General features: G+C 70.3%; 13 protein-coding genes. All 13 read right to left on the bottom strand.

Going from position 1 to position 13334, the window contains the following annotated elements:
- Window positions 1-11: 11 nt before the first annotated feature.
- Window positions 12-941, bottom strand: coding sequence for a glutaminase (locus tag ACFY1J_RS23065; protein WP_390710651.1), 930 nt, complete (start codon window positions 939-941; stop codon window positions 12-14).
- A 59-nt stretch (window positions 942-1000) separates the two neighbouring features.
- Window positions 1001-2413: an aspartate ammonia-lyase gene (gene aspA, locus ACFY1J_RS23070; RefSeq protein WP_390731788.1), complete on the bottom strand. Its 1413-nt coding sequence runs from the start codon at window positions 2411-2413 to the stop codon at window positions 1001-1003.
- Window positions 2414-2545: 132 nt separating this feature from the next.
- The gene (locus ACFY1J_RS23075) at window positions 2546-3562 is read right to left on the bottom strand and encodes an asparaginase (RefSeq protein ID WP_390710649.1); all 1017 of its coding nucleotides are present in this window, start codon (window positions 3560-3562) and stop codon (window positions 2546-2548) included.
- 44 nt (window positions 3563-3606) lie between these two features.
- Window positions 3607-5046 (bottom strand): amino acid permease, encoded by a 1440-nt coding sequence (locus ACFY1J_RS23080; protein WP_390710648.1) that lies wholly within the window; start codon window positions 5044-5046, stop codon window positions 3607-3609.
- Entirely contained in the window at window positions 5043-5720 is a 678-nt protein-coding gene (locus ACFY1J_RS23085; RefSeq protein ID WP_390710822.1) for a FadR/GntR family transcriptional regulator, read from the bottom strand. Before ACFY1J_RS23085 ends, ACFY1J_RS23080 begins: the two co-directional genes overlap by 4 nt.
- Window positions 5721-5902: 182 nt before the next feature.
- Entirely contained in the window at window positions 5903-6739 is an 837-nt protein-coding gene (locus ACFY1J_RS23090; protein ID WP_390710647.1) for an undecaprenyl-diphosphate phosphatase, read from the bottom strand.
- A gap of 72 nt (window positions 6740-6811) precedes the next feature.
- Window positions 6812-7186: a fluoride efflux transporter CrcB gene (gene crcB / locus ACFY1J_RS23095; RefSeq protein WP_390710646.1), complete on the bottom strand. Its 375-nt coding sequence runs from the start codon at window positions 7184-7186 to the stop codon at window positions 6812-6814.
- Complete coding sequence (locus tag ACFY1J_RS23100; RefSeq protein ID WP_390710645.1) at window positions 7183-7563, bottom strand: DUF190 domain-containing protein; 381 nt, start codon at window positions 7561-7563, stop codon at window positions 7183-7185. The genes crcB (ACFY1J_RS23095) and ACFY1J_RS23100 overlap by 4 nt, the downstream gene beginning before the upstream one ends.
- Window positions 7560-8021 (bottom strand): fluoride efflux transporter CrcB, encoded by a 462-nt coding sequence (gene crcB / locus ACFY1J_RS23105; protein WP_390710644.1) that lies wholly within the window; start codon window positions 8019-8021, stop codon window positions 7560-7562. Before crcB (ACFY1J_RS23105) ends, ACFY1J_RS23100 begins: the two co-directional genes overlap by 4 nt.
- Before the next feature lie 77 nt (window positions 8022-8098).
- Window positions 8099-9067, bottom strand: a complete 969-nt coding sequence (locus ACFY1J_RS23110) for an SMP-30/gluconolactonase/LRE family protein (protein ID WP_390731789.1) — start codon at window positions 9065-9067, stop codon at window positions 8099-8101.
- Window positions 9068-9131: 64 nt separating this feature from the next.
- Window positions 9132-9419 carry an ArsR family transcriptional regulator gene (locus ACFY1J_RS23115; RefSeq protein WP_390710642.1) on the bottom strand — a complete coding sequence of 96 codons (288 nt, stop codon included), beginning with the start codon at window positions 9417-9419 and terminating at the stop codon, window positions 9132-9134.
- A 212-nt stretch (window positions 9420-9631) separates the two neighbouring features.
- Window positions 9632-11194, bottom strand: a complete 1563-nt coding sequence (locus tag ACFY1J_RS23120; protein ID WP_390731790.1) for a glycosyl hydrolase 53 family protein — start codon at window positions 11192-11194, stop codon at window positions 9632-9634.
- A 112-nt stretch (window positions 11195-11306) separates the two neighbouring features.
- Window positions 11307-13328, bottom strand: coding sequence for a beta-galactosidase (locus tag ACFY1J_RS23125; RefSeq protein ID WP_390710640.1), 2022 nt, complete (start codon window positions 13326-13328; stop codon window positions 11307-11309).
- Between the last annotated feature and the right edge of the window lie 6 nt (window positions 13329-13334).

The following is a 13334-nucleotide window of genomic DNA, read 5'->3' on the forward strand; positions in this document are numbered from 1 at the left end:
ACGCTCGTGGATCAGAACACCGACAGTCCGGTGAGTGTCGTGAAGCGGTCGAGGGCCGCCACTCCCGCGACCGAGTTGCCGCGCTCGTCGAGCCCCGGGCTCCATACGCACAGCGTGCACCGGCCCGGTACGACCGCGATGATTCCGCCGCCGACACCGCTCTTGCCGGGCAGGCCGACCCGGTAGGCGAATTCGCCCGCGGCGTCGTAGGTCCCGCAGGTGAGCATGACGGCGTTGACCTGCTTGGCCTGGCTGCGGGTGAGCAGCCGGGTGCCGTCGGCACGGATGCCGTGGCGGGCCAAAAAGCCGGTGGCCAGGGCGAGGTCGGCGCAGGAAGCGGCGATGGAGCACTGCCGGAAGTACTGGTCGAGGAGGACCGGCACCGGGTTGTCGATGTTGCGGTACGACACCATGAAGTGCGCGAGGGCGGCGTTGCGGTCGCCGTGTGCCGTCTCGGAGGCGGCGATCTCCTTGTCGAAGTCCAGGGCGGGGTTGCCGCTCTCCGCGCGCAGGAAGGCCAGGAGCTCACCGGCCGCGTCTCCGGTACGGGTCTGGAGGCGGTCGGTGACCACCAGGGCGCCCGCGTTGATGAAGGGATTGCGCGGGATGCCGTTCTCGTACTCCAGTTGGACCAGGGAGTTGAACGGGTTGCCGGAGGGCTCGCGGCCCACGTGCTCCCAGAGTTCGTCACCTTCTCGGGCCAGGTCCAGGGCGAGGGTGAAGACCTTGGTGATGGACTGCGCCGAGAACGGCTGCCGCCAGTCCCCCACCCCGTAGACCGTGCCGTCCAGCTCGGCCACGGCCATGCCGAAACGGCTTGGGTCGCAGGCCGCGAGCACCGGGATGTAGTCGGCGGGGCGCCCGCGGCCGGGCGTCCGCTCCATCTCCTCGGCGATGCGCTCCAGGACCGGCAGGAAGGTGTGGGACGACGTCGTTGTCATGATCGCTATTGTGCCTCCGTGCCGGTCCCGGCGCGTAGTCGCCGGTGCGAATCAGCAGGTCAGACGCGGGGTGCGCCGCTGCCCGCGACGATCTCGGGACGCAGCAGGTCCGCAAGAATCTCGGCGGGCAACAGCCCCTTCTCCAGGACGAGTTCGGCCACGCCCCGGCCGGTGACGAGGGCCTCCTTGGCGATGTCGGTGGCCGCCGAGTACCCGATGTGCGGGTTGAGGGCGGTGACCAGGCCGATGGAGTTCTCGACGCTCGCGCGCAGCGCCTTGGTGTTGGCGGTGATCCCGTCCACACAGCGCTCGGCGAGCGTGACGCACGCGCTCTGCAGGTGGGTGATGCTCTCCGACAGGGAGTGCAGGATGATCGGCTCGAAGGCGTTCAGCTGGAGCTGGCCGGCCTCGGCGGCCATGGTGATGGCGACGTCGTTGCCGATCACCTCGAAGGCGACCTGGTTGACGACCTCGGGAACGACCGGGTTGACCTTGCCGGGCATGATGCTCGAACCGGCCTGCACCGGGGGCAGGTTGATCTCGCCGAGGCCCGCGCGCGGGCCGGAGGACAGCAGACGCAGGTCGTTGCAGCTCTTGGAGAGCTTGACGGCGATCCGCTTGAGCACGCCGGACATCTGGACGAAGGCGCCGCAGTCCTGGGTGGCCTCGACCAGGTTGGCGGCGGTCACCAGGGGCAGCCCGGTGATGGCGGCGAGGTGCCGGCGGGCGGACTCGGCGTATCCGGCGGGGGCGTTGAGCCCGGTGCCGATCGCGGTGGCGCCCAGGTTGATCTCATGGATCAGCTCGACCGCTTCCGCGAGCCGGCTGCGGTCCTCGTCGAGCATGACGGCGTACGCCGAGAACTCCTGCCCGAGCGTCATGGGCACCGCGTCCTGGAGCTGGGTGCGCCCCATCTTCAGGACGTCCCGGAACTCGACGGCCTTGCGGGCGAAGGAGTCCTGCAGCAGGGCCATGGCCTTGAGCAGTCCGCGGACCGCGAAGACGGTCGCGATCTTGACGGCGGTCGGGTAGACGTCGTTCGTCGACTGGCCGAGGTTGACGTCCTCGTTGGGGTGCAGGTGCCGGTACTGGCCCTTCTCGTGCCCGAGCAGTTCCAGCGCCCGGTTGGCGACGACCTCGTTGGCGTTCATGTTGGTCGAGGTGCCGGCGCCGCCCTGGATGACGTCCACGACGAACTGGTCGTGCAGCTCGCCGCCGCGGATCTCGCGGCAGGCGGCGACGATCGCGGCCGCCTTCTTCGGCTCCAGCAGCCCGAGTTCCTCGTTGGCGAGGGCGGCGGCCTCCTTGACCGCGGCCAGGGCGTCGATCAGATGCGGATAGACGGAGATCGGCGTGCCGGTGATGGGGAAGTTCTCCCTCGCGCGCAGGGTGTGGACGCCCCAGTACGCGTCGGCGGGGACGTCACGGTCGCCGAGCAGGTCGTGTTCGCTTCGGGTGGCGACGGTCGTCATGGTGGTGCGGCCTCTTTCTGAGGGGTGGGAACGAGCGCCCCGGAAGGGGCGCGGCGTACTGCACGACCGGCCATGGACACCGGCCCTGGACGGCCCGCAGTCGAGAAGGTGGCTGCCGTTTCCGGCGGAGCGCTACGCGCAGGCCGGCAGCCGGACCGGATCCAGCGCTCGGACCGGTCGTACGCAGCCGACCGGATCGCCTCCGCCGAGCAGCGGTTCGCCCGCGAACTCGGTGAGGAGCGCGGGGTCGACCCCGGCGCGGGCGAGGGCGGCCGCGGCGACGGGGACGCGGGCGCGATTGGCACCGTCGGCGATCTTGACGGCGACGGCCCGGCCGTCCGGCAGTGCCGCGACCTGGACGCCCTCGAAGCCGTCCTTGGCGAGCAGCCCGGGCACGGCTCGCATCAGCGCGGCCACGTCCCGGCCGGAACCGGAGGCCATCTCGGCGTGCTCGCGCATCGCGTCGGCCACCCGAGCCTCGGGGGTGCCGGGCGGCGCGGTGGTGATACGGGCGAGCGCGCGAGCCAGGCCGTGCAGGGAGACGGAGAACAGCGGGGCGCCGCAGCCGTCGACGGTCACGCGGGCGATGCGCTGGCCGGTGAGGTCCTCGACGATCTCGGCGATGGCCTGCTGGAGGGGGTGGGCCGGGTCGAGGTAGTCGTCCAGGGACCAGCCGTTGAGCTTGGCGGTCCAGAGCATCGCCGCGTGCTTGCCGGAGCAGTTCTGGGCGAGCCGGGAGGGCAGCCGGCACTCGCGCACCCAGGCGTCCCGGACGACGGGGTCGTACGGCATGTCGGGCACGTTGCGCAGGTCGTCCTCGGCGAGGCCGGCCAGTTCGAGCATCCGCCGGGTACCGGCGAGGTGGAACTCCTCGCCGGAGTGGCTCGCGGCCGCCAGCGAGAGCAGGTCGCCGTCGAGCGGCAGCCCCGCCCGCAGCATGGCCACGGCCTGGACGGGCTTGAGGGCCGAGCGCGGGTAGAAGGCGGCCTCGATGTCGCCGAGCTGGAACTGCACCTCGCCGTCGGCGCCGAGGACGACGACGGAACCGTAGTGGATGCCCTCCACGACCCCGCCGCGTATCAGGTGGGCGACGGGAGCGTGGAGGGGCTCACGGACGAGGGGTGCGTCCGCGGGTGAACTGCTGTACATGACTGCCCGGATCACTGGTGGGTTGGAGTGGACCGGCGCGGGGTTCACGCGCCGGTTCCGGCGGACTTGCGCGCTGTGCGGCCGCGGATGGCGTACCAGCCCGCGACCAGCGCCCCGACGATCAGCGGCAGGCACAGCACGGTGGTGCGTCCGGCGCCGCCGTCGGCGTACATGAGGACCAGGACGGAGGCGAGGAAGGCCAGCGTCACGAGTTCGGTCCAGGGGGAACCCGGCAGTCGGTAGCCGGGCCGGGTCAGCTCGCCGTTCTGGGTCTTCCGCCAGAACAGCAGGTGACAGAGCATGATCATGCCCCAGGTGGAGAGGATGCCGATCGCCGCGAAGTTCAGCACGATCTCGAACGCGTCGGCGGGGACCACGAAGTTGAGGCCGACACCGAGGACACAGATGCCGCTGGTGAGCAGGATGCCGCCGTACGGGACCTGGCTGCGGCTCATCCTCGCCGTGAACCGCGGGGCGGAGCCGTTGACGGCCATCGACCGCAGGATGCGACCGGTTGAGTAGAGGCCGGAGTTGAGGGACGACATCGCCGCGGTCAGGACGACCAGGTTCATCACTCCGCCGGCCGCCGGGACACCGATGTGGGAGAGGACCGTCACGAAGGGGCTCTCGCCGGCCGTGTACTTGTTCCAGGGCAGCAGCATCGAGAGGAGGACGACCGAGCCGACGTAGAAGAGGCCGACTCGCCACATGATCGAGTTGATCGCCTTCGGCATGATCTTCTCGGGGTTCTCGGTCTCACCGGCCGCGACGCCGACCAGCTCGACGGAGGCGTAGGCGAAGACGACGCCCTGGATGATCAGCAGCATGGGCAGCAGGCCGCCCGGGAAGACGCCGCCGTTGTCGCTGATCAGGGACGGGCCGGGGGTGGCGCCGTCGACGGGGTGCCGGGTGACCAGCAGGAAGATGCCGATGGCCATGAAGACGACGAGCGCGCCGACCTTGACGATGGCGAACCAGAACTCCAGTTCGCCGAAGATCTTCACCGAGATCAGATTCACGGTGAGCACCACGGCCAGGGCCATCAGCGCGATCACCCACTGCGGGATGTCGGAGAACATGCCCCAGTAGTGGGTGTAGGTGGCCACCGCGGTGATGTCGGCGATGCCGGTGGTGGCCCAGTTGAGGAAGTACATCCAGCCCGCCGTGTACGCGCCCTTCTCCCCCAGGAACTCCCGGGCGTACGACACGAAGGCGCCGGAGGAGGGCCGGTACAGGACGAGTTCGCCGAGGGCCCGCACGACCAGGAAGGCGAAGATGCCGCAGACCGCGTACGCGATGAAGAGGGAGGGTCCCGCGTCGGCGAGCCGGCCGCCCGCGCCGAGGAAGAGGCCGGTGCCGATGGCCCCGCCGATGGCGATCATGTTGACGTGACGGGACTTCAGGGACTTGCTGTAGCCGGTGTCTCCGGCGTCGACATGACCGGACGACGGGCGCGTCTCGTCTTTGAGGTGCTGCTCGCTCACGCCTCGGCTCCGCCTTTCGTGGGGGTGTCCGTGCGCCCGGAGCGCACGATGTCGGTCAGGGTGGTCTCGACGCGGTCGAGGTGGTGGGACATGGCCTCCACCGCGTCGAGCTCCGAACCGTCGGTCAGCGCCTCGACGATGGCCCGGTGCTCCCGGTTGGACTGCTCGCGGCGGCCGCCCAGCTGGTTGAGGAAGGTGGACTGACGCGCCAGTGCGTCCCGGATCTCCTCGATGACCCGGCGGAACACCGGGTTCTGGGCGGCCTCGGCCACGGCCAGGTGGAAGAGGGTGTCCATCGCGACCCACGCGGTGGTGTCCGTCTCCCGCTCCATGCGGTCCAGCAGGTGGGCCAGGTGGTCCAGGTTCTCGGGGGTGCGGCGCAGGGCCGCGTACCCGGCGACCGGGACCTCGATGTGGCGGCGCACCTCCAGCAGGTCGCTGGCCGCGTAATCGCCGAAGGTGGGGTCTTCGACGGCGCTCGCCACCACGAAGGTGCCCTTCCCGGTCCTGGAGACCGTCAGGCCCATCGTCTGCAGGGCCCGCAGGGCCTCGCGGAGCACGGGGCGGGAGACCTCGAGGGTGCGGCAGAGCTCCGCCTCGGAGGGGAGCTTGTCGCCGATGGCGTAGTCGCCGCGCTCGATGGCACCGCGGAGGTGGGCGAGGACCGCTTCCATGGCGCTGACGCGCCGCGGTCCCGCTCCACCTGTCTGGCTGTCTGACAGGTTCACGGGAGAGATGTTCCGGGTGAGCGACGGCTGATGTCAAGGGAGCCGAAAGGAAAAATACAACGGGCGTGAAGCCTGTAAGCAGACTTCACGCCCGGGGCGCGGGGCCGACCGGATCCGGCGGCCGCGGATCAGCTGTCGATGACACCGCCCGCGAGCAGGCCGAACAGCGCCACGCCGACGACGATGCGGTAGAGCACGAAGGCGTTGAAGGAGTGCTTGGCGACGAACTTCAGCAGCCAGGCGATGGAGGCGTAGGCGACGACGAAGGAGACGACCGTGCCGACGACCAGCGGAGCGGCGCCCACGCCCGCGCCCAGGGCGTCCTTCAGCTCGTAGATGCCGGCGCCGGTCAGGGCCGGGATGCCGAGGAAGAAGGACAGCCGGGTGGCGGCCACCCGGTCCAGGTCCAGGATGAGCGCGGTGGACATGGTGGCGCCGGAGCGGGAGAAGCCGGGGAAGAGCAGGGCGAGGATCTGCGAGCAGCCGACCAGCATCGCGTCCTTGAACGAGGTGTCGTCCTCACCGCGCTTGTGGCGGCCCATCTGGTCTGCCGCCCACATCACACCACTGCCGACGATCAGGGAGCCCGCGACCACCCAGAGCGAGGCGAGCGGACCCTCGATGAGAGGCTTGGCCGCCAGGCCGACCAGGACGATCGGAATGGTCGCGTAGATCACCCACCAGGCGAACTTGTAGTCGTGGTGGTAGCGCTCCTGAGGATTGCGCAGACCGCGGCCCCAGGCGGAGACGATCCGCACGATGTCCTTGAAGAAGTACACGAGCACGGCGGCGATGGCGCCGACCTGGATGACCGCCGAGAAACCGACGACGGACTTGTCGTCGACGGGGATGTTCATGAGCCCCTCGGTGATCTTGAGATGACCGGTGGAGGACACGGGAAGGAATTCGGTCACCCCCTCGACGACTCCGAGGACGACGGCCTGACCGACAGAGATGGCGCTCATGGGATCCAGTTCTGAGGAGTTGGTCGACAGTGCTGTAGACAGTCTCACTGCGCGCGGGCGAATGACAAATGCCTACGCCCACAGCACTCCGGCGATCGACACTCCGGCGAAGGCCGCTCCGAGACCCGCCACCACGCTCGCGACGACGTTGGCGGCAGCGTAGAGCCCCGCACCCGCCTCGGAAAGCCTGAGGGTCTCGTAGGAGAAGGTCGAATAGGTCGTCAGGGCCCCGCACAGCCCCGTCCCCAGCAGCAGCTGCAGGTGCGGACCCGCGGCGCCCGCCGAGACCGCGCCGGTCAGCAGACCCAGAATCAGACAGCCCGTGACATTCACCACGAAGGTGCCCCAGGGGAAGACCGAGTCGTGCCGGGACTGCACGGCCCGGTCGGTGAGATAGCGGAGCGGAGCGCCGACCACGGCCCCGAGGACGACCAGCAGCCAGTTCACAACTGCTTCTTACCCTTCGAGTCCGTTTTGCCCGGACTGTCCGCACGGCCGACGTACCGGATGACCTCGCAGTCATCGAGGGTGACCAGCCCCTCGCCGACGAGTTCGTCGAGCTGCGGCAGAAACGCCCGCACCCGCTCCTCGGTGTCCACGATCACGACCGCGACCGGCAGGTCCTCGCTCAGCGACAGCAGCCGCGACGTGTGGATCATGGACGAGGCGCCGAAGCCCTCGACGCCGCGGAAGACGCTGGCGCCCGCAAGACCGGCCGCGCGGGCGCGGTGCACGATCTCGGCGTAGAGCGGCCGGTGGTGCCAGGTGTCGTTCTCGCCGATGTAGACGGTCACGCGCAGGGCGCGGCCCGTGAGCCTGGTCATCGCTGCCTCCCGGTCAGGACACGGCGGGCCGCGGCGGACGCGAGCCACACCGCCGCGAGGGCCGCGACCAGGGTCGCGGCGAGATAGGCCAGCCCCGTGGCGGGGTGGCCGCTGTCGGCAAGCCTCTGGACGTCGACGGCGTACGTCGAGAAGGTGGTGAAGCCGCCGAGCACTCCGGTGCCGAAGAAGGGCCGCACCAGTCGATGGGCGGCCCAGACGTCCGTGATGATCACCATGAACACGCCTATCACGGCGCATCCCACGACATTGGTCACGAACGTCGCCCAGGGGAAGCCCCCGGGCTGCGTGGGCCACCACAGAGTCAGGGCGTAACGGGCCGTCGCGCCGAGCGCGCCGCCGAGCGCGACCACCGCGACGACGGGGACCTGGGCGCGCCGGGCCGAGCGCCTCGCGGGGCTCGGCCGGACACGGAGGCTCTCGGCTTCCGGGGCGGTCATGGTCGTTCGTCTCCTGTTCGGCCCCACTGCCGGGTGATCACGGTGGGTGAACAGGGTACCGCCCGGCCCGCGCCGGGTCACTTCGCGATGGGACCCTCGCACACCGCCACACCGCGTTCCCAGATGCTCCCCAGGATCAGCTGTCCGTCGGTCTCGCAGACGCTGGTGACCATGCGGTAGCCGGAGTGGCGGCGGGCGAGGTGGTGGACGACCCGGCCCTCGTCGTCGAGCGCCAGGACGCCGATCGTGCCGGTCGGGCGGTACGGGGCGCGTACGGCGACCCGGGCCGCGGCTCGGCGCACGGCGGGCGGGGTCCGGTGCAGCAGGTCCAGCGGGGGTACCCGCGGTCCGGCGAGGGCCACCCAGATCGGGCCGCCCCGCCGGTCGCGCCAGAGGTTGTCGGGCATGCCCGGCAGAGCGTCGGCGAAGGGTTCGCCGCGTCCGGCGTGGGGTCCGGTGAGCCAGTAGCGGGTCAGACGGTACGCGCTGGTCTCGGCGACGACCAGGAAGGACTCGTCGGCGGCGGGCGCGAGGCCGTTGGCGAACTGAAGCCCCTCCAACACCACTTCGGGGCTCTCGCCACCGGGCGGGAGCCGCAGCAGGCGTCCGGTGCCGCTGTGCTCGACGACGTCGCCGATCCAGTGCTCCAGGGGGTGGCGGCGGCTGGAGACGGTGAAGTACACGCTGCCGTCGGAGAGGGCGACGGCGTTGCTGCAGAACCGCAGCCGCTCCCCCGCGACCGAGTCGGCGAGGACGCGGACGACGCCGTCGCCGAGGCCGACGCGGAGCAGGCCGCGTTTCGCGTCGCAGACCAACAGGTCTCCGTCCGGGAGGAGTTCGAGGCCGAGCGGACGGCCACCGGTCTCGGCGAGCACCTCGACGCGGGCCGTGGCCGGGTCGGTGAGTCCGTCGAGGCGCAGGATGCGGCCGTCCTCGACACCGGTGAGGACACGGCCGCGGGCATCGGCCACCACGTCCTCGGGGCCGTGGCCGCCGATCGCGACATAGTGGCGGGGGACGAGTGCGGTGGGACGGTCCTGGCCCATGTGCGCCTGCCCTTCACAGTAGGAAGTCCGCCCATCCTGGCAGCCCGCCCGTGCGGCCGACGGGCTACCAGCCCTTCTCAAAGATGCGGGCCACCTCGGCGACGCGGACGTCGTCGCGGCGGTAGTACGTGCGGTACCGCACCCTCTTGGTACGCAGAAGGCCCAGGCGGGTGAGGAGCCCGAGGTGCGTGACGGCGACGCGGCGGGGCACGCCGAGCTTGACGGCGACGGCCCGTGCGGTGACTCCGTCCTCGACCGGGTCACCGTGGCGCTGCGGCGGGAAGTGGGCGGCCGGGTCCTTCAGCCACTCAAGGATGTCCAGGCGCCTTGCGCCGACGGGATTCCTCAGCAACTCGTCGCCTCCGTCCTGGCCTCGTACGCGCCCGTCCCACTGTCCCGCAGTACGGTCCGCCGCGTCCGGGACTGCGCGACCCTTGTCCGGTACCGAACCGTCGTACGACAGAAAGCTGTTCTGTCCTGGTACCCAGGACAGGCGCCGGTACCCGGGAGGGCACCGAAGGGCCCGGCCGTCCCCTATTACGGCCGGGCCCGGTCGGCGATGGCTCAGCGGTGGCCGAACCACGTCATGGAGGAGAGCGCCTTGTCGTCGTAGCCGAACAGCGCCTGGTTCTCCCAGCCGTTGCCGGAGGTGGCGTCGGTCGGGTCCCAGCCGTTGCCGGTGACGGCGGTCCAGGTGGCCTCCCAGTAGAAGACGCCGAGGCCGCGGCCGTTCGGGACGGCTTCCACGATGCTCGCCACGTCGTTCATCCACTTGGTCTGGCCGGCCACGGTCGCCGGGTAGCCGGAGACCAGCTCACCGGTGGTGTCGATCTGGTTGGTGAGCGAGTCGTCGCTGTCGAGGCGGAAGGGGTAGGCCGTCTCGGCGACGAAGACCGGCTTGCCGTAGCGGGCGGCGGCGTCGTCCAGGGTGGTCTGGAAGTCGGAGAGCGGGCCGTGCCAGTAGCCGTAGTAGGACAGGCCGATCGCGTCGAACTTCACACCCTCGGCGACCGCGTTGTCGAACCACCACTCGGTGCCGGCCTTGTCACCGCCCTTGGCCAGGTGCAGCGCGACGACCGTGGACGAGTTGACGGCCTTGACGGCGTCGTAGCCGGAGTCGAGCAGACCGGCGAGCTGCGTCCAGTTGCCGGTCGACCCCTCGGACCACAGCATGCCGCCATTGATCTCATTGCCCACCTGGACCATGTCGGCAGTGGTGCCTTGAGCCTTCAAGGCGTTCAACACGTCGTACGTGTGGTTGTACACGTCTGTCTTGAGTTGACTGTACGAGTGGCTCGCCCAGGCGGCCGGCTTGGTCTGTGCGCCCGGGTCGGCCCAGGTGTCGGAGTAGTGGAAGTCGACCAGGAGCTTCATGCCCTGGGCCTTGATGCGCTTGGCCATGGCCAGCACGCGCGTCTTGTTGTTGTAACCGTCGGCCGGGTTCACCCAGACCTTCAGCCGGGCGTAGTTCATGCCGTACGACTTCAGGATGGCGAGGGCGTCCCCGGTGCTGCCGGAACCGGTCCGGTAGACGCCGCCCTTGGCCTCGCTCTTGGCGAGGGAGGAGATGTCGGCACCGTGGATCGACGTACTCGTCGTACCGGACGTGAAGGTCAGATCGTCAACATTGATCCAGTTGCCCGCGTTCGCGTCACTGTTGACGCTGATGGTGCACTGGTTGTTGGTCACCTTGATCGGCGTGACGATACGGATCCAACCACTGGACGAGATCGGCAGATCGGTGCGCTGTTCCGAACTGCCGCAATTCTTGAGGGCTATGTAGGCCGAGTTCTGCCCGCCGCCGGAGCGGACCCAGGCGGTGAGGGTGTAGGTGCCGTTGGTCAGACCCGACAGGTACTGGTAGGTCTCCACCTTGTAGGCGGAGGACGCGTAGTGGGTCAGCCGGTAACTCCCGCCGTGGCCACCGGACTCGGTGTACGAGGCTGCGGTGTCGCCGTACTCCGACCAGCCGCTGGGCACGGCCGCGCCGGTGCCGTCGGACTCGAAACCGCCGTTGGCGAGGGTGCTGGCCGCCTGGGCGGTCTGGGCGGGCAGGGCGGTGAGGGCGAGCCCGGCCGCGAGCGGCAGCAGCAGGGCTCTGATGGTGCGTCTGGGATGGAACTTCATCGTCCGTCGTCCCTTCGACGTAACTGGGGTGGGGGTGTTCTGCGATGGGGGCCGCAGGACAAGCCCCTCCGCCCGCGGCTCGACCGACTCGCGCGGGCGGAGGGAAGCCGGCTCAGCCGTCGAGGCGTACGACCCGGACGGCTCCCGCGGGAACGGCGAGGCGGCCCGCGGCGCGTTCACCCGTCAGCAGTTCGGTGCCGTGCGCGTCCAGCGGCACCTTGGCGTCGGTGGCGGTGTGGTTGATCGCGAACAGGAAGCTGCCGGACTCGCCGGTGCGGCCCACCACTTCGACGTCGCGGGGCAGATCGGCGCACGGGGCGATGCGCGCGTCCTCGGCGGCCCAGCCGATCAGGGCGTCCAGGCCGTGCGCGTCGAGGCGGGTCGACACGTACCAGGCGGTGCCCTCGCCGAGCCGGTGCCGGGTGACGGCCGGGTGACCGGCGGCGTGCCCGTCGGCGTACGTCCACACCGTCTCGGCGCCGCGCGGCACCACGAACTCCGTCCACACGTCCCCCGTGAGCTCGGAGCCGTCGGGTCCGGTGACCCGCACCCGCTCGTCCTGGAGCAGCGGCGAGAACTCCTCCACGGTCAGGCCCAGGACCTCGCGCAGCGCGCCCGGGTAGGCGCCCGCGTGCACGGCGTCGTGCTCGTCGACGATGCCGGAGAAGTAGGAGACGACGAGCGTGCCGCCGTTCTCGACGTACTCCCGGAGGCTGTTCCCGGCTGCCTCCGTCATCAGGTACAGCGCGGGAACGACGACAAGGGGATAGGCCGACAAGTCGGCTTCCGGGTGGGCGAAGTCGACCGTGAGGTGGCGGTCGTAGAGGGCCTCGTAGAAGGCGTCGGCGCGCTCGCGCGGGTCGTGGTCCTCGCTGGGGCGCCACTGGAGGTTCTGCGCCCACCAGGACTGCCAGTCCCACAGGACGGCGACGTCGGCCCGCGTGCGGGTGCCGCGGACCGGCGCCAATGAGTCCAGGGCGGCGCCGAGTTCGACCACTTCGCGCCACACCCGCGTCTCGGTGCCGCCGTGCGGCAGCATCGCGGAGTGGAACTTCTCGGCGCCGCGCCGCGACTGCCGCCACTGGAAGAACATGGCGCCGTCGGAGCCGCGCGCCACATGGGCGAGGGAGTTGCGGGCCATCTGGCCGGGGGCCTTGGCGGGGTTGCGGGGCTGCCAGTTGACGCCCGAGGTGGAGTGTTCGAGCAGCAGCCAGGGGGCGCCGCCGGCGACGGAGCGAGTGAGGTCGGCGGCCATCGCCAGGTTGACGTGGGTGCGACGGCCGTCGGTGATCAGGTAGTGGTCGTTGGTGACGAGGTCGACCTCGCGGCCCCAGGCCCAGTAGTCCATGGAGTCGCACTGGCTGAGCGCGGTCATGAAGTTGGTGGTGACCGGGATGCCGCGCGAGAGGCGGTGCAGGATGTCCCGCTCCCGGCGGAAGTTCTCGCGGACGGTGGCGTCGGCGAACCGCCGGTAGTCCAGCGCCTGGGCGGGGTTGCCGACGGTCGGGGTCGCGCGCGGCGGGTTGATCTGCGCCAGGTCCGTGTAGTGCTGTCCCCAGAAGGCGGTGCCCCAGGCCTCGTTGACGCCTTCGACGCTCCCGTAGGTGTCCGCCAGCCAGCGGCGGAAGTGGGCGGCGCAGGAGTCGCAGTAGCAGGCCGAGACGGGGACGCCGTACTCGTTGTGCACGTGCCACAGCGCGAGCGCGGGGTGGTCGCCGTAGCGCTCGGCGAGCTTCGTGGTGATGCTCGCGGCGGCCGCGCGGTAGTCGGCGTTGCTGTGGCAGATGGCACCGCGGGAGCCGAACTCGTAGCGCACGCCCTCGGCGGTCACCGGCAGTGCCTCGGGGTGGGCCCGGTAGAACCACGCCGGGGGCACCACGGTGGGTGTGCCGAGGTCGACGCGGATGCCGTTCTCGTGCAGCAGGCCGAGGATCCGGTCCAGCCAGCCGAAGTCGTACGCGCCGGGTGAGGGCTCCAGCAGCGCCCAGGAGAAGATCCCGACGCTGACCATCGTGACGCCGGCCTCCCGCATCAGCCGGACGTCCTCCTGCCAGACGCTCTGAGGCCACTGCTCGGGGTTGTAGTCCCCACCGAAGGCGAGCCTGGTGAGGCCCCTGGGGGTGGTCTCCGGCATGGATCT

The organism is Streptomyces sp. NPDC001406, assembly GCF_042895285.1.
Classification (GTDB): Bacteria; Actinomycetota; Actinomycetes; order Streptomycetales; family Streptomycetaceae; genus Streptomyces.

What these genes read in the sequence shown, in the direction of transcription:
- ACFY1J_RS23065 (WP_390710651.1), bottom strand. Translation starts at nt 941, where the DNA reads ATGACAACGACGTCGTCCCACACCTTCCTGCCGGTCCTGGAGCGCATC.
- aspA (WP_390731788.1), bottom strand. Translation starts at nt 2,413, where the DNA reads ATGACGACCGTCGCCACCCGAAGCGAACACGACCTGCTCGGCGACCGT.
- ACFY1J_RS23075 (WP_390710649.1), bottom strand. Translation starts at nt 3,562, where the DNA reads ATGTACAGCAGTTCACCCGCGGACGCACCCCTCGTCCGTGAGCCCCTC.
- ACFY1J_RS23085 (WP_390710822.1), bottom strand. Translation starts at nt 5,720, where the DNA reads ATGGAAGCGGTCCTCGCCCACCTCCGCGGTGCCATCGAGCGCGGCGAC.
- ACFY1J_RS23090 (WP_390710647.1), bottom strand. Translation starts at nt 6,739, where the DNA reads ATGAGCGCCATCTCTGTCGGTCAGGCCGTCGTCCTCGGAGTCGTCGAG.
- ACFY1J_RS23100 (WP_390710645.1), bottom strand. Translation starts at nt 7,563, where the DNA reads ATGACCAGGCTCACGGGCCGCGCCCTGCGCGTGACCGTCTACATCGGC.
- crcB (WP_390710644.1), bottom strand. Translation starts at nt 8,021, where the DNA reads ATGACCGCCCCGGAAGCCGAGAGCCTCCGTGTCCGGCCGAGCCCCGCG.
- ACFY1J_RS23110 (WP_390731789.1), bottom strand. Translation starts at nt 9,067, where the DNA reads ATGGGCCAGGACCGTCCCACCGCACTCGTCCCCCGCCACTATGTCGCG.
- ACFY1J_RS23120 (WP_390731790.1), bottom strand. Translation starts at nt 11,194, where the DNA reads ATGAAGTTCCATCCCAGACGCACCATCAGAGCCCTGCTGCTGCCGCTC.
- ACFY1J_RS23125 (WP_390710640.1), bottom strand. Translation starts at nt 13,328, where the DNA reads ATGCCGGAGACCACCCCCAGGGGCCTCACCAGGCTCGCCTTCGGTGGG.